This is a genomic window from Prevotella sp. tc2-28, from assembly GCF_900107705.1.
Lineage (GTDB): Bacteria > Bacteroidota > Bacteroidia > Bacteroidales > Bacteroidaceae > Prevotella.
The window spans coordinates 244340-264508 of sequence record NZ_FNRE01000003.1 but is presented as its reverse complement, the minus strand read 5'-3'; the positions used below and the strand labels follow the sequence as shown (position 1 = coordinate 264508).

The following is a 20169-nucleotide window of genomic DNA, read 5'->3' as shown; positions in this document are numbered from 1 at the left end:
GCATGACGTTTTTCCGACCACGATACACCTGTGGCGCCTTTAACCGACAGGCACAGAGAGCCGTGATGTACAATACGGCACACGGCACTTGCTACACGTTTGAGGACGTGACTGCACTGCTGGTCAACGAGGTGTTGGCAGGCAAGAGGGAATGTCCTATTGACACCGCGCATATCGCTGATGTGACGCGAACTACTGAAGAACAAGTCGTCGCATTCTGTCGCGAGCAACTGATGCCTGTCGGACTCGTTCACGACCATGTATGGAGCGACGAGGAGTGGCAGCAGTATCGCAAGGATAATCCACCGTGCATTGGCGCAAAAGGTTATGAGCCTGAGGGCGACTATATGGATTCCTTGCCTGAGGAACTTCGGGTATCACTTGCTTTTGAACTGACCTATGCCTGCAGCGAACGCTGTCTGCACTGCTTTAACGAAGGCGCTGCGCGCAGTGACCTGCACGAGGAGAACCGCCTGCGCCCTGACATGCTGACACTGGCCGATTACAAGCGTATCATTGATGAAATGGTAGCATTAGGAATACCTGAGGTAACCGTCACGGGCGGCGACCCGTTCAGCTATCCACACTGCTGGGACATTCTTGACTATATGCACGAGCGCAATCTGGCGGTCAACCTACTCACCAACGCCCAGGCGCTGAACAGCAGCGAAAAGATTCGCCGCGTGGCACGCATGGGACTCCAACAGTTCAGCGTGTCAATCTACAGCACTGATGCAGAAGTGCACGACCAGATAACACGCCGTCGCGGCTCGTGGGAACAGTCGATGAAGGTGCTGAGGGAGATGGCTGCTTGGCCGGTGCCCCTGAATATCAAGACACCCGTGTTCCGCTTGAATACCCGCAGCTATTACGGGGTGCGCGAAATAGCCCGCCAGTTGGGGGCAGAGACTGAGGTTTCATGTGTACTGAAACCTGGTGCCGACGGTGACGTATCTTTGATTGAACATCTGCAGACACGCCCTGAAGCCTTGCGTATCATCTTATTGGACCCGCTTGGGATAAGTCATGTGTCTGCCGATGGGAAAGCCGACGGCTATGTGTTTGGCAACAAGCGTGGTTTCCCCTGTTTTGTCAATGGAAGGATCATCGTCTCTCCTAGTGGGGTGGTCAGTGGGTGCGGTAATATCCCCTTCAAGTTTGGCAATGTGCATCATGTGTCGCTCAAGGAGGCTATTCTGAGCCCACAGCGCCTGCAGATGCTCCAAGCCGATCAGAAAAAGGCATTCCCCGTTTGTGGCCAGCACGATTATTGTCAGTATTGCCAAGTGCCCTGTTATGCTGGCGAGTCATTTGAAAAGCATGCCGACGGCACCTTCACGCTGAGAGAGATACAAGGAGACGTTTGTGTGACAGCCCAAATACGTATGGAACTGTGTCGGCAAATAGAACAGGGCATCGATCCGCTGGGCGGCAAGAGCCTGGAGGATTGTCTGGCTGCGCAGCCTGTAGAAGAAGTGCCGGTGTTCCGTAAGAAGGTTAGAATCTGAAGCCGTTTAATGATTTTTGAAAATTAAAGGAGCACCCAGCGATGGGTGCTCCTTTGCATATAGATAGGATAGGGGATTAATCCTCCCAGTTCTCCTGCGTCTTGCGGACGTAGGTCTTGTAGCGCAGCTGAGCCATCTTCTGAGCCTCGGCGAAGAGTTCCTCGGCCTCGTTAGGATAAGCCTTCTTAACTGACAGGTAGCGAACCTCGCCAAGTAGGAAGTCGTGGAAGTTCTCCCAGTTAGGCTCCTTAGAGTCGAGTGAGAACGGATTCTTGCCTTCCTCAGCCAGAGCGGGGTTGTAACGCCACAGGTGCCAGTAACCGCACTCAACAGCCTTCTTCTCCTCAGCCTGGCTCTTACCCATGCCGCCCTTGGCCTTCAGACCGTGGTTGATACATGGAGCGTAGGCGATGATGATAGAAGGTCCGTGCCATGCCTCAGCCTCGCGGATAGCCTTCAGGGTCTGAGCGTGGTCAGCACCCATAGCAATCTGAGCGACATATACATAACCGTAAGTAGTAGCAATCATACCGAGATCCTTCTTGCGGATGCGCTTACCCTGAGCAGCGAACTGAGCGATAGCGCCGAGAGGAGTAGCCTTAGATGCCTGACCACCAGTGTTAGAGTAAACCTCAGTATCGAGCACGAGGATGTTAACGTCCTCACCAGAAGCGATGACGTGGTCGAGACCGCCGTAACCGATATCGTAAGAAGCACCGTCACCACCGATGATCCACTGTGAACGCTTAACGAGGTAGTGGTCGAGGGTCTGGAGCTCCTTGCAGATCTCGCAACCCTTGGCAGCGCAAGCAGCAATCTCTGCACGCAGCTTCGGAGCAATCTCCTTGGTCTTGTCAGCGTCGTCCTTGTTGGCAATCCACTCTTCAGCAAGTGCCTTGTACTCAGGAGTAACATCGCACTTCTCGCAAGCCTCAGCGAGCAGCTTAGCAACGCGCTCCTTCATCTTCTTGTTACCCAGAGCCATACCGAGACCGAACTCGCAGAAGTCCTCGAACAGTGAGTTGTTGAAGACTGGGCCCTGACCCTTCTCATTCTTGGTGTAAGGAGTAGAAGGAATAGAAGCAGAGTAGATAGAAGAGCAACCAGTAGCGTTGGCAATCATCTGACGGTCACCGAACAGCTGAGAGAGCAGCTTCACGTAAGGAGTCTCACCGCAACCAGAGCAAGCGCCAGAGAACTCGAACAGCGGCTGTGCGAACTGAGAGTTCTTAACGTTAGACTTGATGTCAACGAGGTGCTGCTTAGAAGGTACCTTAACCAGCTTGTCCCAGTCGGCAGCCATCTTCTTCATGTCGGCAGCATCGGGGTTGAACGGAACCATCGTGAGGGCCTTGCCGGTCTTCGGGTTGCCCGGGCAGATGTCGGCACAGTTGCCGCAACCCAGACAGTCGAGTACTGAAGGTTCGATAACGAAGTGCATGCCCTTCATAGCGGCAGGAGCCTTCATTTCGAGGGTATCGATCTGGAAGTCCTTCAGCTCGTCGTCGGTCAGTACGAACGGACGGATAGCAGCGTGAGGACAGATGTAAGCACACTGGTTACACTGGATACAGTTGTCCTTGTTCCAAGCAGGAACGAAGGCCTCAACACCACGCTTCTCGTAAGCGGCGGTACCAACCTCCCAAGAACCGTCAACAGTGCCATGCTTAACGAAGTCAGAAACCTTCAGCAGGTCACCGGCCTGAGCGTTGATAGGACGAACGAGCTCCTTAACGAATGCGGGAGCGTTGTCCTCCTTCACCTCATCGTCGGGCAGGTTAGCCCACTCAGCCTTTACCTCGAACTTCTTGAACTCACCACCGCGGTCGATAGCAGCGTAGTTCTTGTCGACAACGTCCTGACCTTTGGCACCGTAAGACTTCAAGGCTGCAGCCTTCATCTTCTCGACAGCCAACTCTACGGGGATCACCTCAGTGATACGGAAGAAGGCTGACTGCAGGATGGTGTTGGTGCGGTTGCCCAGACCAATCTCCTGTGCAATCTTGGTAGCGTTGATGGTATAAACAGTGATGTTGTTCTGTGCGAAGTAACGCTTAACCTTGTTAGGCATGAACTTCTCCAGCTCAGCATCGTCGAAGATGGTGTTCAGCAGGAACGTACCATTCTTCTGCAGACCGCGAGTCACGTCGTACATGTGCAGGTAAGCCTGTACGTGGCAAGCCACGAAGTTAGGTGTGGTTACCAGATAGGTAGAACGGATAGGTGTATCACCGAAACGCAGGTGAGAGCAGGTGAAACCTCCTGACTTCTTAGAGTCATAAGAGAAGTAAGCCTGGCAGTACTTGTCGGTGTTGTCACCAATAATCTTAACTGAGTTCTTGTTAGCACCTACGGTACCATCAGCACCCAGACCGTAGAACTTAGCCTGGAACATGCCTGCGCCACCGAGAGCAATCTCCTCAACCTCAGGCAGAGAAGTGAAGGTGACGTCGTCTACGATACCGATAGTGAAGTGGTTCTTGGGCTCGGGCATAGCGAGGTTGTTGAACACGCTGATGATCTGAGCGGGAGTGGTGTCGTGAGAACCAAGACCGTAGCGGCCGCCAACGATAACAGGACGATCCTGAACATCGAAGAAGGCATCCTTAACGTCGAGATACAGAGGCTCGCCGTTGGCTCCGGGCTCCTTGGTGCGGTCGAGAACGGCAATCTTCTTGACGCTCTTGGGAACAGCAGCCAACAGGTGCTTAACAGAGAACGGACGATAGAGGTGTACGCTGATCATACCAACTTTCTGACCGTTAGCGTTCAGGTAGTCGATAGCCTCGCGGGCTGCATCAGTAGCAGAACCCATCAGGATAATCATGCGGTCAGCATCCTCGGCTCCATAGTAAGAGAACAGGTGATACTCACGACCGGTAATCTTAGAGAGCTCGCCCAGATACTTCTCAACAACCTCGGGAACTGCATCGTAGTAGGGGTTGCTGGCCTCGCGGTGTGTGAAGAAAGTCTCGGGGTTCTCAGCAGTACCGCGAGTGATAGGACGCTCAGGTGACATAGCACGATCGCGGAAACGCTTGATGTACTCTTCCTTAACCAAAGGACGAACATCCTCCTGGTCGAGCAGCTCAATCTTGTGATACTCGTGAGAGGTGCGGAAGCCGTCGAAGAAGTTAACGAAGGGAACGCAAGTCTCCAGAGATGCCAGGTGAGCAGCAGCGGTCATGTCCATAACCTCCTGTACTGAACCTTCGCAGAGCATGGCAAAGCCAGTCTGACGACAAGCCATTACGTCCTGATGGTCACCAAAGATACACAGAGAGTGAGAAGCCAGCGTACGGGCAGAAACGTCGAATACGCAAGGAATCAGCTCACCGGCAATCTTGTACATGTTAGGAATCATCAGAAGAAGACCCTGAGAAGCGGTGAATGTAGTGGTGAGGGCACCAGCCTGCAGTGAACCGTGAACGGCACCGGCAGCACCAGCCTCTGACTGCATTTCCTGAACTGAGACAGTCTGACCCCAGAGGTTCTTACGACCACGGGCAGCCCATTCGTCAACGTGCTCAGCCATAGGTGAGCTCGGGGTGATGGGGTAGATAGCAGCTACCTCCGAGAACATATAGCTCACGTGAGCCGCAGCCTCGTTACCATCACAAGTGATAAATTTCTTTTCTTTAGCCATTTGTTTAGTAAAATAAATGTATTAATGAATAAAATATTTGTTTAGTATAAGAATCCTAATAACCATAGTGGTATCTGATTGTCGCGCCCTATCTCAGTATTGTAGCGGGCATAGATCGTATCGGGTGAATACCTTACCTTGCCGGTGGCCAACGCATCGCAGATGCGGAACTTTAAACGACCGTCAACCAGGTAGTGGTTGTCGCGACCTTGTATGTTCACCTTGTGGTCTTTCCACATAGAATTGACAAAGAACGTCTCCATCGCTTCTTGCTTGTCCACGTGAATGGGGTAAATGGCATAGAGCAAATTGGAGTTGTGGAGCATGATCTTGGCGGGCTTTTTAGGGAAGTCCTCGCCCACAGGGTATATCATGTTCAGCAGACGTGCGTCAGTCAGGTACTTGATGTAGTTCATCACCGTGGCACGACTGGTCTCGACATCGTTGGCTAACTTAGAGATGTTGGGCGCTTTGGCACCTGCCTCGGCCAGATTATAGAACAGCTTTTTAATCTTAGTCAGGTACTTCAACTCTATCTGCTTGATGAGCAGGATGTCAACCTCCGTCATCATGTTCATGGTCTTCAGCAGGTTCTCGCTGTAATTACGGTGCTCCTGGAAGAAGGGGTAGAAGCCATGATGAATATAGTCCTGGAAATATTGGTTGGGCGACACCTTGGGCAGTATCTGCTTGATGATGTGCTCATGATTCTGCAAAATGTCTTCTAGAGAATAGGGGTGGAAGTCATTGCCCGTCATCAGGTTGATGAACTCACGGAAAGAGAAACCGCGCAGGTTGTAGGACTTGACAATACCGTTAAGCTCGGGATTCTCGTCTTTCAGACGCATCACGCTGGAACCGGTGAATACTATCTGCAGATGAGGATAGCGGTCGTAGCATAAACGGAGCTCCTGTGACCAGTTAGGCTGCTTAAATACTTGGTCGATCAGTAGCACACGACCGCCGCATCGGCAGAACTCACCGGCGAAATCAGCGATACCATGTCCCTGGAAATAGAAGTTGTTCATGTTGATATACAGACACTGGCGGTCGTTGATATCAAACTTCTCCTTGGCAAACTGTAATAGGAAGGTTGTCTTTCCGATGCCACGCGTTCCCTTAATGCCAATCAATCGGTCATTCCAGTCAATCTCATCCATCAAGGTGCGACGGACAGGTGCATTGACATGCTCAACCAGATAGCGATGTGTACGAAAGAAAGCTTCCATTAAGTATCGATTTGTTTTAAAACAGCCACAAAGGTACTAACTTTTCCGCAAATTGCAAAGCGGAGATTGCAAAATCTTGCTAAAAAGCGTTATTTTTGCACTATCTAAATAGTAGCAAGGGTGATTTTGCTTTATATCTTGATCCCGATACTTGCCATATACCAGCGTCCGCGCTGGGGTACGAGTACGGTATTCATGCCGCTCTGATTGTATTGGGTATTGAACAGGTTGCGGACATTGAGTCCTATTTGAACATGAGGAGTCAGCTGATATTCGGCGCCGATGTTGAAGATGACTCGCGCCTTAACAGTTTGCTCGAACACCAGTTTGTTCATCAATTCTTCGATGAGGGGAAGGTCTTCCGGTTGGATGCCTTGGTCTTCCAAGTTGAGCAGTTGGAGCATGACGGGCATATAGACACTATATGCTTTCTGTCTGCTCTCAAAGACGGCTTTCGTGGATAGTCTCAACTTGGGAATAGGATGCCATCCAAGTACCAGGTTAGAGATGACATGTGGCACGCTGTTATTCGTATTGATGTCTTTCAGTGAGAATCGGGCCTTGTAGGTGTTCAGCCATGTGAGGTTGAAGTTTGCCGTGAAGTTACGTCTGTGGTAGTCGGCCATCAGTTCAAGACCTATCGTCTTGTTGGCTCCCATGTTCAAATGCTCCACAACTTGCGTGCCAATAATGTCATCACCATAGTTGTAGAATCCATTGACTTCAAAGTTCAGTCCCTTAATCCAATTCGTACCGGCAAAGGTTATCTGGAGCGAGTGAAGCGTCTCAGCACTCAGTTCGGTCAGATTGGCAGTTGGATCCCATAATGTCATCATCTTGTTCGTCTTGCGATATAGATAGGGAGCATCCACGAATGACTTAGAGTAACTGAGCTTTAAGTTCCACTTGTTCCGGAGCAGGATAAGCGCCAAGCGCGGTGAGAATACGTTATATTCCGTCTTGTCATAACGAGTACGGTGGTCGTAGCGAAGGCCTGCATTCAAGATGAGTGATTTCCACTGGTGCTTTAGTTGTAGGAATGCGTTATGGCTGTTCTCATGACCTTTACCAAAATCCTTCAGCTGTGTCATCTCAGGGGCTAGCTTCTCGTATTCGTAGACAACGGCATAGCGCATGTCGTCAAGTGAGAAGTGTGAGTATTCGGCACCAAAGGACAGTGTTCCCTTGTGGTTTTCGCTGTTGACGTAGTTATAATCACCCTTGAGTTGAATACCAAAGGTCTGTTCCTGACCATTGATATATCGGGCTGTTCCTGAATGGTCTTCAATCAGTTTACTGACCTCATCGGGGAAATAGGGTATTCCGCTGAATCCGGGAAGAGGAATCTCCGAAATAACCTGGTAGTGTGTCAGGTCGTTGTTGTCGTATGTCAGAGTGCCCTTCAAATACAGGTTCTTGAACTTATGGCTGTAATTGATATCAGCGTGGTGGGCTTGTGTAGCGTAACTGGGATGTTTTCCATTGAAGGTCATGAACTTTTCGTCGTCATAAGGGATTCCCATTGTACTGATGGTATAGGGCGCGATGATTTGTGAGAACTGCGTGCTATACAGGAACTGCAAGTCTCTCCATTTCATGTTTATACCAAATTCATAGGAGGGCTTGTGACCAATCTGCCCAATCCTGCATTCCGTGTGTTCAGCGTTATAGATACTTTTCTGGGCTGATGTCTCCGTGACTTCTCCCTTTGATGTGTAGATATTTCCCCACATGAGCAAATCGAGGTCAAAATAGCGTTTTCCCATTAAGAGGTCGCCACGGAACTGTCCGTAATTTCCGGCTCCTGCTCGGGCTTGGATACCGTCAACGTCGGCACCCTGCTTAGTAATCAGGTTGACAACCGCCGTCAAGGCCACACCGCCATAAAGGGATGATGCCGGACCGCGCAGTACCTCAATTTGTTTCAGTTTCTCCAGTCCAATACTGTAGTCTGGTGCTGCGATGTTCGTACAATAGCTGTTCAGTCGGTGTCCGTTAAGCATGATGAGAATCTTTTCCTGACCATTGCTGTAAATGCCTCGCATGGCGATGTTGATGTCATCATTGCAGTCGACAGCAGTCATACCGGGAACAAAGGTGGCAAGCACTTCTTGCAGGTTGCGTGCCCCGGAATTGCGTATCATCTCTTCCGTAATCAGTGTTGTCGGCACCGGTACTTCTGCTAACACCTCCGCCTGACTTGATGCTGTAGTAATGGTTGCTGTTCGTCCGTTCTTGACGTCTTCCACCATATCAATGAAACGCTGCGGGTCTGAGATGGTCACACTATAGTAGGGGTTGTCGTCGAGTAGCATCTGGACATATCGCTCTGCATCCTTGTTACGGTCCATGGAGATGTAGCAAAGTGCTAGCATGCGGTATGCACTCTGGCGGAGTGACAACGGGAAATCGCCAAGATGCTTCACAAGTTCACCCTCGGCTTGTTCGATGCGTCCTATCTGGTATGCCTTCTCTGCAGCATCATAGATATTACGATACTTTTCTTCGGTAGTCTGTGCGAAAGTGGTCAGAACACAGCACCCTATATATAATATAATAAGGTATAGACGTTTCCTCATGGTTTTTTAGCGGGAATAGTAAATGTAAAACAGGTGCCTTTGCCGACCTCACTCTCAAAAGTTAAGTGACCGCCGTGCTTGTTCTCAATAATATCGCGGGTAATGCCCATTCCCAAACCTGTTCCTTGTCCGATGGGTTTGGTAGTGAAGAAGTTTTCGTAGAGTCGCTGGACTACCTCGGATGACATTCCCTCGCCGTTATCAGCAATGCTTACCTCTATCTGATTGTCTTTGAAAGAAGTCTTGACGCTAATAGTCGGCTTGTAGTCTTCACCTTCTTTCTGTGAACGGTTCCAAACAGTGTAGCAAGCATTGTTCATCAGGTTAAGAACAGCCCGGCTCAGGTCTTGGGGAATGACCATCATTTTGGGGATGTCAGGCTGATAGTTCTCGACAATGCTGACGTTGAAACCCTTGTGATTGGCGCGCAAGGCATGATAGGAGAGCCAGACATACTCCTTGACGATGTGGTTAATGTCTGCCGGTAACATTTCGTTCTCCTTGCCTCGTGAAACGAGTAAGATGCCCTGTATGATGCTGATGGCGCGCTCACCGTGTTCCACGATCTTCTCCATGTTCTCCTTCAAGTCTGCCACGATGTCGTCAATTTCCTCACGATCATCCGCAGGTAACTTGTCTTCATTGTCTTCCACAATCTCTGTCAGGTCTTTTAGTAGCTTTTCAGACATCTTACTGAAGTTGATGACAAAGTTCAGTGGATTCTGTATCTCATGCGCAATACCAGCGCTGAGCATACCCAATGAAGCCAGTTTCTCTTGTTGTTTCAACTGTTGTTGTAATGTTTCTATCTGTTTCTCCATGACCTTCAGGATTTAAAGGGTTGGTAAAGTTATCGTGAATTCTGTATATTCGCCTTTTACTGAATGGACGGTGATGTCACCACCATGGTTCTGGGCGATTTCCTTACTGAGGTAGAGTCCTACACCAGAGGCTTCGGCTGTTGTCTTCGTGGTGAAGAACGGGTCGAAAATCTTGTTGATGATGTTCTCGCTGATACCTGTACCAGTATCGCGTATGGTAAGGTGAGCCATCTTGCCTTCGGTCTTCAGTGCCAGGGCGAGACTCATTGGCGACGTGGTGCCTCGGTCGTCTTTCTTGACGATGGCGTAGACGGCATTGGCCAAAAGGCTCATCACGGTCTTGCTCAACTGCTCCGGGTTACCGAGAATCGTCAGTGGCTTCTCAGGCAAGTCGAATTGGATGTCGATATGGCAATCTGCAATTTCCTTCTCGTAGTAGGTTAACAGCATCTCGTGGGCTTGCTTCATCAGTTGAGTCAGGTCCATCTCCGTCATACCGCCAGAGCGGTCTTTCAGCATTTCTTCCATCGCTTTCAGCGTGCGCGTGGTATTGGCTCCATGCTCGCTGACTTTCTGTAGATTACCGTCCAGCATGTTGAGAACGTCCATCGTGTCCTCGTAATTGTCGGGATTCATATTTTCCTTCTCATCTTCAATATTTGCCGTGATGTCTTTTACCAGACCTTGCGAGAGCTTGGCAAAATTGTTGATGTAGTTCAGTGGGTTGAGAATACGATCGATAAGTCCTTGCGTCAGTTTGCCCACTGTTGCCATTTTCTCTAGTCTGACAACCTCTGCCGTGCGGTCTTTGACGATATGCTCCAGTCGTATTTTGTCTTTCTCCAGTTGTCTCAGACGGTACTGGAAAACGATATAGATAATCAGGACGAGTAGGATAATGTAGCATACAATACTATACCAGCGCAGATATAACGGGTATTCATAGATGAAGGTTATCTTCGTAATTTCAGAGATCCGTCCCCAGGAGTCCTGACCCTGTACTTCAAAGGTGTTTTTTCCGTAGGGCTGGTTGTAGAGCATAGCACTGGTCTCTTCATCCCAAGGACTCCATTTAGCGCCATTGATACGATAGCGGAAGAGAGGCTTCTCAACGACATAGGTGAAGTTGAGGCTGAAGTTGAAGGACAGCTCTCGTTCGTTGCTCGCTAACTTTGGCAATACTTCGGGTTGTTTGCCATAACCTCCCCATAACAGGCTGTCGCTGCGAAGATAGATAGAACGTATCACCACTTTAGGCTTTTCCTTTAACTGGATAGGTTTCTTGTTGAAATCGACGATGCCGATACCTTTCTCTCCACCTATCCACAAATGCTTGTTGTCAAGCAAGATGGCTCTTGTCGCGTAGTTGCGGAAAGGCTTTAAGATGAGTGATAGCTGCTCATCGCGAACACCGTTCTTGATGGCATAGAGTTCTTTTCCTTTGTTGTTGGTCAGCCAGAAGGTGTTGTTCTTATCCGTGTAGTTGTACATCGGGTAAGGGAAAGGCTTAGTAGCGCTGGCCAGAATGGGCTTTACGTTACCTTTGTCATATATCAGCGTAGCGACTTCCTGTGCATCCTTGCTCGACGTGAAGGGTACAAACATTCCATTCCTATTACGTTTCAGAACTTTACCATAGATTGTTTTCAACCAGATGCAACCTGAGCGGTCCTTGAGAATGGTAATGACCTTTTCCGTATTGTTCAGTTTTTTGTGTTGACCGTCGGGCGTATTGTAATACAGACCGTCCATCTCACCACTATAGAAATTGTTTCCGTCAACCATTAACGAGAGGGTTGTCGAGGTGGTAAGCTGGCGAACGCTTCCATTGGAGAAGATACGATAGACACCGTCCATTGTGGCAACTAGTAGCGACTGACCCTGACCATCCTTGACAATCTGCCAACAGGTGTGGTTAATAGCAGAAACCGAAACGAAGGAGGTTCCTGACCTGCGATAAAGACCGCTAAGCGTACCTGCATAGATGTCATTACCCAACTTCTCAAGAGATGTCACCTCACTGCGTAAACCTTCAGTCAGGGTGAAGCGTGAATAGATAGAAGGGAGGGATATCACGAAGACACCATTATCCGTAGCGCCCCAGAGTTGTCCCATTCTATTGTAGGTAATGTGTGTGACATTATTGGAACAAAGACCGTTGCCTTCGTTGATGTTGTAAAGTGGCTTGCCCGACTGGTCGGTGATGATGATTCCTTCACCATTGGTTGCTATGGCCTGCAGTCCTTCGTCCATCTGTTGTATCTGGTTGATATGTGATACGGTACTGATGGTCGCGAAACCAGAGGTAGGGACTTTTCCCTTCGGGTCAAAGACAATCTCCTCGCCATTGACATGGAAAATCTTGCTTTCACTAGTCAGGAACGAAATCTGACCGTCACGTTCCCATATCCACTGTACTTCACCGTGGAACCTGGAGGCTCTCAGACTATATAATTTCAGTTCTCCACGATTTCCGATTGTCACGTAGCCGATGAAGTTGTAACCTCCTGCCCACACGACATTCTTGGAGTCGCGGAAGACTGATGTGATGCGGGTGACATTCGGGGTGTGAATAACACGCCAATCGGCATTGTCGTAATATAAGAGTCCTTCGAAGTTGGCAACAAAGATAGTGCCATCCTCTCCAGTGATGATGTCAAAGTTTTGATTATGGGCATGATACTCCTTGGAGGAGATGTTTCGGATGAAAGGAAGTCCTTGTGCATGAATACCAGACAGACTGGTCATGCAGATAAAGACAAGAATAATCAAACGTTTCATTGTTGCACCTCCTTTCCAATGAATGTCTCATAAGGTGTGTGCGAACCAATGAAGTAATTCCACTCTTCACGCGTAAAGTTACGCTTAAGCTGGCTCTTGAGCTTAGCAACCATCATCGGCACAGAGATGAATGCTTCTGTCAATCCTCCTTTCTGTTCGACAGTCCATACGTAGTCCTTGGCCTTATCAAAGGTGAAGTTCATAATCCAGCTATTGGTAGAGAATAGTTCCATTGGATCAATCTTCGCCTGATTGCACATCCACATCTTGATCGTTCCGTCGTAACTGGAAGAATAGAGATGCCATCCGTTGATTTTGAGTTTGCTGATGCGTGAGCGGTGCCCTTGTAGTTTCGTCAGTTTTCCTTTGCTGTTAACTAAGTAAATGCTTCCGTCTTTCATTCCGTAAGCTATGGTCTTGGTGTTCTTGGAACTGGCGAAAGCGGTCACTTGTCCGGAGAAAGGTAACTTTTCAGCAGGAATATTCTCCAGGCTTCTTACGATATGCATGTTGCCCTTGTCGTCGAACAGCGTTGGCGAATAGTCATAACGGCTATAGAACACAATGTTGAAAGGCAGTTTCTTGGTCTTGACGACGGTCTTGGTCTTTGGGTCAATGGTAGCGATACCTTCTTCACCCACAACCAACAAGTAATCGTCCATCGGCGTTATGCCAATAGGGTGGTATAGCTCGTTCATTTGGATGATGGTTCTTCCCTTCGGTGTGATCACTACCACATGTCCATTACGGCTGACGGCATAAATGTCACCTTTGTTAATCATCACATCGCGGAAGTCTTCTTCCTTGTTGCTAAACAAACTTTTGGTGTTGAGGGTCTCGCCTTTCAACTTATGTTCCATGATTTCTCCATAAGTGCTGACGCTAACCAGATGGTCGGCAGAGAAGAAATCGAGGTTGGTGACGCAACCTTTGTGCCTTATCCACGAACGGGTGCTCTGACTGTTTCTGGTGAGTGCCTGATAAACGGCGGCATTGTATATGTCACCATTGTACCGCTGTGTGAAGAGGTAGGATGCATATCCCAACAGGTTAGCCAATTCTTTGTTGCCTATCTCCAACTGGTTGAGCGAGAGGGTTCCTAAAGTACGCCCAAGGTTTACGTAGCTCAACGTGTCGGCTATTCGTCTTGAATGTTCTGCCTCCAGACGCTGCTGCTCTGCTATTTCTCGCTGGTTTTGGGCAACCTTGGATGCCTCTACGGCCTTGTACTCGGCAATTTGTGCGTTCTTGCGCTCTATTTCTGCCTGTTGGCGTTGCTCATTGGCCACAATGGTCTGTTCCTCTGCTTCCCGTCGTTGCTCATCGCTGATAATCCATTGCTGGTTAGCAATTTCCTCCATCTGCGCATTCATACTCTGCATGACTGCAGAGCGTTTTTCCTTTGCAGTAAGGTTAATCAGCTCGGATTCCAACTCGCTGATTCTTTGTTGCTTATCGCTGTCTTTCTGATAGAGACTTATGCAGATTCCAGCTAATAGCAACACGATGAGTAGCAGTGCTGTTCTTCTGAAGATTTTCATGCTTTTCGCTTGATGGCCATCAGCGTAATGTCATCACTCTGTGGAGCGTCTCCGACAAAGTTCTTCACATCTTCCCGTTGTGCGTTGATGATATCCTGGCATGATTTGCCAGCCAAGGTGCCGAGCAGACGTTCCATGCGGTCGTCACCATATTCCTGGTTGTCCGCATTGGTGGCTTCGTTGACACCGTCAGTGTAGAGGATGAGCGTATCGCCAACCCCTAATGAGGTCTTGTCGTTGCTGAACTCCACGTCACTGATTGCTCCTACGATGCAGTTGGTGCTTACAGGCAACTGTTCTACATTCCCGTTTGCTCTCAGGATATATGGTGAGTTATGTCCGCCATTACTGAATTCAAGTTCGCCGGTACGGATATTGTAGATGGCGTAGAATACGGTGACAAACATGCAGTCTACTGATTCTTTACTTAACAGTTCGTTAGACTTAGTCAGACAGTAGCCTGGAGTACCTCCTTGCAATCCAACAGTACGGATCAGTGTCCTGCTGACAGCCATGAAGATAGCTGCAGGAATGCCTTTTCCGCTGACGTCAGCAATAACCAGTCCGATATGGTCGTTGTCAATGCGGAAGAAGTCATAGAAGTCACCTCCTACGTCCTTTGCCGGAGTCATCAGCGCCGCCAAGTCCAATTCCTGCTCATTCTCGGGGAATGGCGGGAAGATACGAGGCAGAATGGCTTGCTGTATCTCTGCAGCAACAGCCAGGTCGGTCTTCAACGACTCCAGTTGTGAGTGTTCCTCTTGTGCTTTCTTGATATAGTCAATTTGTTCGATTGCCTTCTCAATGGTCACGCTGAGATCGTCGAGGTCAATGGGTTTGGTGGCGAAGTCGAATGCTCCGTTATTCATGGCCGAGCGAATATTACCCATATCGCCATAAGCACTGACCATGATGCACTTCAATGCCGGGTTCTGCATCTCATTGATTTTTGTCAGCAGGGTCAGTCCGTCCATTTCGGGCATATTGATATCCGACAGAATGATGTCAATATCCTTCTGGTTTAAAAGAATGGTGAGCGCCTCGAGTCCGTTGTGGGCAAAATAAAACTCATATTGGCCTTTGCGAATCTGTCTGCGGAAGTACTGGGTCAGCAACAGCTCCAAATCAGTTTCGTCATCGACGCTTAAAATCTTGATGGGTAATTTCATCGGTTTTTATTTATTTATGTTCGCGAACTAAATTATTTAATGATGCAAAAGTAACGATATTTTGTTAAATATGCAAACAATTAAAAGAAAAATGTTTTTTTTGCATTAAATTTGGCTTTTTCCCCGTTTCTTTGTAATTTTGCCCATGATTATGAAGAAACTGCACATTTTCAATCCGGAACATGATATAGCATTGGCCTCCAACCTTGCCAATTTTACCGCTCCTCACGCAGGTCGTCAGCTGAGGGCTGACCTCGGGTTCCTCCCTGTTTTATGGGCTAACGAGGGTGATGTCGTGTTGGTGGACAATGTGGAATACGCAGAAAAGGAATGGAGAAATGTGCAACGCAGAATTTCCCGCTCATTAGGGCCTGGACATTGTAACAGCAATTTTGTGCGCTTCGGGACGTACACCAATGCGCCAAGAGAAGTGCTGTCTTCAATACCTCAAGAAGAGGTTGGCATCAGCGTTTGGGGATGGGACAAAGCACTTAAGGCACAGCTGAAGCGTAGGGGTGTCACCGATTCGCTATTGCCTACGGATGCCCAATTGGAAAATATCCGCCAGTTGTCGCATCGGCGGACAGCAGCCTGGTTGTTGCCGCAGTTACAGTCTTCATATACCGTCGGCGAGGCTTTTGAATGCCGTGAGGCTAGTGAGGTAGAATCCTTACTTGCTAAATATGGACAAGTAGTCATGAAAGCTCCTTGGTCGTCGAGTGGGAGAGGACTCCGTTTCTTGTCTGTCGAACAGACGCCTTTCAGCATGCAGGCAGGTTGGTTCAATAACGTTATTGCCCGTCAAGGGTCAGTGATGGTAGAACCGCTTTATCATAAGGTGAAAGATTTCGGTATGGAATTCCATGCTGACAGTATGGGACAAATCCGTTTTGAAGGACTCTCACTTTTTCATACAGTAAATGGTGCTTATGTTGGTAACATTCTCGCTACAGAGAGTGCGAAGAGGAATTTGATAAGTCGTTATATTCCAGTAGAATGGGTTGATGATGTTCAACAAGAAATTTGTAGAGTTCTGAACCTCAAAGGCTATGAGGGTCCCTTCGGTATTGACATGATGATTGTCGCCAGTAACGACGGATGCCTGTTGCACCCTTGCATAGAAATCAACCTGCGTCGGACGATGGGACATGTGGCACTCTCGCTGATGCCTGACGATGACGAACTGGTGCGTGTGATGCGCATAGAACTGAATGATCACTACAAACTCAAAATAAACAAACTATGAAGAAAACAATCGCTTTACTACTTACAGGAGTTGCATTATCTGCCAATGCACAGTACAAATCACGAGTGTGGTCGCCTGATAACGGAGATGGCACCTATACTAATCCTGTCATCAATGCTGACTATTCTGACCCTGACGTCTGCGTGGGAGCCAGTGGAGAAGACTATTACATGACAGCTTCGTCGTTTCAATGTACACCAGGTTTGCCCATCCTACATTCCAAAGATTTGGTTAACTGGGAAATCGTTGGCTATGCCCTGAAGGAACTTTATACGGGTGACAAAGAGAAGGTTGAGCATTTTATGAAACCTCGTCACGGTGAAGGTGTCTGGGCTCCCTCTATCCGTTATCATAATGGTGAATACTACATTTATTGGGGTGATCCCGACTATGGCGTATATATGGTAAAGACCAAAGACCCCGCTGGTGAATGGGAAAATCCCGTCTGCGTTATAGAAGGAAAAGGCATGATTGACACGACTCCGCTGTGGGATGAGGACGGACGATGCTATCTCGTCAATGGTTGGGCCAATTCTCGTGGCAAGTTTGCTTCTGTGCTATGTGTCCGTGAGTTAAACAAGGAAGGAACGAAGGCTATCTCCAATCCTGTCATCGTGTTTGACGGAAACGGTACGGAGAATCGTACCTGTGAAGGTCCTAAGTTCTATAAGCGTGACGGTTGGTATTGGATTATGTGTCCTGCTGGCGGTGTGCCAACAGGTTTTCAGCTGGCCATGCGTTCGAAGTCGCCCTATGGACCTTATGAGCATAAGATTGTGTTGGCACAAGGAAAGACGAATATCAACGGACCTCACCAAGGTGCTTGGGTACACACAAAATATGGTGAAGACTGGTTCCTGCACTTCCAGGATAAGGAAGCCTATGGACGTGTGGTTCACCTAAACCCTGTCGACTGGTCTACAGGTTGGCCAATCATGGGCAAGAAAGGTGAGCCTGTCACCACTTACAAAAAACCGAAATCGTCGTCTAGTGTTGTCGTCAACCCTGTTGAAAGTGACGAGTTCAATACGCCTGTTCTAGGTAAGCAGTGGCAATGGCACGCAAACTATCATCAGTTCTACGGTATGCCAACCGCTTTCGGAACCATGAGAATTCACACCCACAAACTCAGCGAACACTGGAAGAACCTTTGGGAAGTACCTAACTTACTGTTGCAGAAGACTCCTGGCGACGAGTTCACCGTAACAGCGAAGGTTCGTTTCACATCCAAGGCTGACGGTCAGTTTGGTGGCATCATCATGATGGGACATAACTATCAGGCTTTGGTTGTCAAGCGGGTAGGTAAGGAGTTCCAGTTGCTCATCCTGACCTGTGAGGATGCAGACAGAGGAAAAGTTCAGAAAGAAGAGCTGGTAACCACACTAAAACCAACTGCTGAAGATAAGATTGACTATAAGCCCGGCATTCACGAGGACATCTACTTGCAACTGAAAGTACGCAACGAGGAGGCCGGACAAGCAGGCGGCGGAAAACCCAAGGTCAGCTTTGCTTGGAGTCAGAACGGCAAGAAATTCAATGACTGCGGTTCGGCTTATCAGATGAAGGAAGGCAAATGGATTGGTGCCAAGTTCGGTTTTGTGGCAGCTGAGACAAACCCGAAAGTCGATAAGGGCTGGCTGGAAGCCGACTGGATTCGCGTAACAAAGTAATTCAATAACAGCATAATGAGATATAACGCAAACTCACCAGGAGAATACGAACATTACGTTGTCAACGAGGAACGGCCATTATTGGAGTTCCTCTTGGACAATGTCCATCAGACACGTACCAAAATCAAACAAACCTTGCAAGGACAGGGTATCCGTGTGAACGGCAAGACGATAACGCAGTTCGACTATATGCTACAGCCTGGCATGAAGGTGGCTGTAAGCAAGACAAAACGCAACCAAGTGACCTTCAAGAGCCGCTATGTGCGAATTGTCTATGAAGACCGGTGGCTTATCGTCATCGAAAAACAGCCAGGCATTCTCTCGATGGCAGGTGGACATTCGTCACTCAACGTAAAATCAGTACTTGACGACTATTTCCATAAGTCACATCAGAAATGCCGTGCTCATGTGGTTCACCGGCTGGACCGCGACACATCAGGACTGATGGTCTATGCAAAAGACATTGACACCGAGCAGATACTGGAGCATAACTGGCACGATATCGTATATGACCGTCGTTATGTTGCCGTGCTTAGCGGAGAAATGGAACAGGACGAGGGAACCATACAAAATTGGCTGAAGGATAACAAAGCTTACGTCACCTATTCGTCTCCCGTAGATAATGGCGGAAAACTGGCTATTACCCATTTCCATGTGATGGACCGGACGACGGACCATTCATTAGTGGAATTCAAGTTAGAGACTGGTCGTAAGAATCAGATTCGTGTGCATGCGGCTGACATGGGACATCCTGTGTGTGGCGATGTCAAATATGGTAATGGCGACGACCCACTTCACCGGCTTTGTCTACATGCCTGGCTGTTATGCTTCTACCATCCTGTTACCCGTGAGCCGATGGAGTTTGAAACCACCGTGCCTGCGGCATTCCGTCACCTGTTTAAATAAAGAAATATGGAATCGAATATCACTTATTACATTGCCCTGCTGATACTGGTTATCATTGGCGTTGTCGTAGTTAAGAAAGTTGCATCATGCCTTATTAAGAGCATCTTTACCATCGTGCTCCTAGTGATAGCTGCTGCTATTTATTATTACTACCTCAGATAGCCAGTAGTCCAATAGCGACACATAAGCCATAGACGAGCATGTTACGGGCGGTCTCACCAAGACACTCGTTCAATGCTCGTCCTTCTTTTATCCGGCGCATCTTCAGCCATGTAAATGTGTGAAGCACCAAATAGATAAAAGGCAGGACGAAAGCCAGCACATGTCCGCTCCACCAGAACACACCGCCTATTAACACAGCAACGATGCCCAACGTGAGGTAAAGCCACTCTGTTGCCTTGGCACCGATTTTCACTACCAGTGTTTTCTTGCCGTCTCTCTTGTCGTTGTCTCTGTCGCGGTAGTTGTTCACGATGAGTAATCCGTCAATGACTAGTCCACAGGCTATCGAAGCCCAGAATACCTGCCAGGTAACGGTGTGAAGCTGTACATAATAGGTTATAGAAACAGGAACGATACCGAAGAATACCAACACGAGTACATCGCCCATGCCAATATACGACAGATGAGTGGTATACAGAAAGCAGAAAAGTACACATAAGGCACCAACCAACAACATCTCCAATCCTCCATAATAGACCAAGGGCAGACCTATTACGCATGCTAAAATAGTTGTTGAGGCTATTGCGCGTTTCATAGAGTCAATCTTTACCCATCCTTGCGTACATGCACGTAATGGTCCCAGACGCGTCTCTGCATCGTCATTGCCTTTTGCATAGTCGAAGAAGTCGTTGACGAAATTGGCGTCTACCTGCATCGTCAGGGCAAACAACAGACACAATGCTGCTGCAAAATAACTAAATACGTCGTCGCCATATTCACGGGCATCAGTCCATGCAAGCGCCAATCCGATGATTACAGGCACAGCTGCACCTGTCAGCGTTTTGGGCCGTGCAGCCAGTAACCATGCCTTGAAAGAGTCTTGTTTTACGTTTTTTTCTTCCATAACGCTT

The 20169-nt window shown here is 48.5% G+C and carries 13 protein-coding genes; 5 read left to right on the top strand and 8 right to left on the bottom strand.

Annotated elements, in window-relative coordinates:
- The first annotated feature begins 2 nt into the window (after nucleotides 1–2).
- Nucleotides 3–1508: a radical SAM protein gene (locus BLU47_RS04380; RefSeq protein ID WP_091958928.1), complete on the top strand. Its 1506-nt coding sequence runs from the start codon at nucleotides 3–5 to the stop codon at nucleotides 1506–1508.
- Nucleotides 1509–1584: 76 nt separating this feature from the next.
- Here the strand turns inward: BLU47_RS04380 and nifJ are convergent, their stop codons facing one another.
- From nifJ to BLU47_RS04345, 7 genes are all read right to left on the bottom strand, one after another.
- On the bottom strand, nucleotides 1585–5154 hold the full coding sequence (gene nifJ, locus BLU47_RS04375) for a pyruvate:ferredoxin (flavodoxin) oxidoreductase (protein ID WP_091958926.1): 3570 nt from the start codon (nucleotides 5152–5154) through the stop codon (nucleotides 1585–1587).
- A gap of 41 nt (nucleotides 5155–5195) precedes the next feature.
- Nucleotides 5196–6383 carry an ATP-binding protein gene (locus BLU47_RS04370; RefSeq protein ID WP_091958924.1) on the bottom strand — a complete coding sequence of 396 codons (1188 nt, stop codon included), beginning with the start codon at nucleotides 6381–6383 and terminating at the stop codon, nucleotides 5196–5198.
- 131 nt (nucleotides 6384–6514) lie between these two features.
- Nucleotides 6515–8962, bottom strand: coding sequence for a TonB-dependent receptor plug domain-containing protein (locus BLU47_RS04365; RefSeq protein WP_091958921.1), 2448 nt, complete (start codon nucleotides 8960–8962; stop codon nucleotides 6515–6517).
- Nucleotides 8959–9783: a sensor histidine kinase gene (locus BLU47_RS04360; RefSeq protein WP_091958918.1), complete on the bottom strand. Its 825-nt coding sequence runs from the start codon at nucleotides 9781–9783 to the stop codon at nucleotides 8959–8961. The genes BLU47_RS04365 and BLU47_RS04360 overlap by 4 nt, the downstream gene beginning before the upstream one ends.
- Nucleotides 9784–9795: 12 nt before the next feature.
- Nucleotides 9796–12564 carry a sensor histidine kinase gene (locus tag BLU47_RS04355; protein ID WP_091958915.1) on the bottom strand — a complete coding sequence of 923 codons (2769 nt, stop codon included), beginning with the start codon at nucleotides 12562–12564 and terminating at the stop codon, nucleotides 9796–9798.
- Nucleotides 12561–14105 carry a WD40 repeat domain-containing protein gene (locus BLU47_RS04350; RefSeq protein WP_091958912.1) on the bottom strand — a complete coding sequence of 515 codons (1545 nt, stop codon included), beginning with the start codon at nucleotides 14103–14105 and terminating at the stop codon, nucleotides 12561–12563. The genes BLU47_RS04355 and BLU47_RS04350 overlap by 4 nt, the downstream gene beginning before the upstream one ends.
- Nucleotides 14102–15274 carry a PP2C family protein-serine/threonine phosphatase gene (locus tag BLU47_RS04345; protein ID WP_091958909.1) on the bottom strand — a complete coding sequence of 391 codons (1173 nt, stop codon included), beginning with the start codon at nucleotides 15272–15274 and terminating at the stop codon, nucleotides 14102–14104. Before BLU47_RS04345 ends, BLU47_RS04350 begins: the two co-directional genes overlap by 4 nt.
- Nucleotides 15275–15425: 151 nt before the next feature.
- Between BLU47_RS04345 and BLU47_RS04340 the strand changes: the two genes are divergently transcribed.
- From BLU47_RS04340 to BLU47_RS14710, 4 genes are read left to right on the top strand one after another with little or no spacing between them, the layout of a single operon-like run.
- Complete coding sequence (locus BLU47_RS04340) at nucleotides 15426–16520, top strand: hypothetical protein (protein ID WP_091958979.1); 1095 nt, start codon at nucleotides 15426–15428, stop codon at nucleotides 16518–16520.
- Nucleotides 16517–18190, top strand: a complete 1674-nt coding sequence (locus tag BLU47_RS04335; RefSeq protein ID WP_091958907.1) for a glycoside hydrolase family 43 protein — start codon at nucleotides 16517–16519, stop codon at nucleotides 18188–18190. The genes BLU47_RS04340 and BLU47_RS04335 overlap by 4 nt, the downstream gene beginning before the upstream one ends.
- A 15-nt stretch (nucleotides 18191–18205) precedes the next feature.
- Complete coding sequence (locus BLU47_RS04330; protein ID WP_369796963.1) at nucleotides 18206–19096, top strand: RluA family pseudouridine synthase; 891 nt, start codon at nucleotides 18206–18208, stop codon at nucleotides 19094–19096.
- Between the two features lie 6 nt (nucleotides 19097–19102).
- Entirely contained in the window at nucleotides 19103–19258 is a 156-nt protein-coding gene (locus tag BLU47_RS14710) for a hypothetical protein (RefSeq protein ID WP_176780449.1), read from the top strand.
- On the opposite strand, the gene menA is transcribed toward BLU47_RS14710, so the two are convergent.
- Nucleotides 19251–20162 carry a 1,4-dihydroxy-2-naphthoate octaprenyltransferase gene (gene menA / locus BLU47_RS04325; RefSeq protein ID WP_091958901.1) on the bottom strand — a complete coding sequence of 304 codons (912 nt, stop codon included), beginning with the start codon at nucleotides 20160–20162 and terminating at the stop codon, nucleotides 19251–19253. The two genes, BLU47_RS14710 and menA, sit on opposite strands and share 8 nt — an antisense overlap.
- Between the last annotated feature and the right edge of the window lie 7 nt (nucleotides 20163–20169).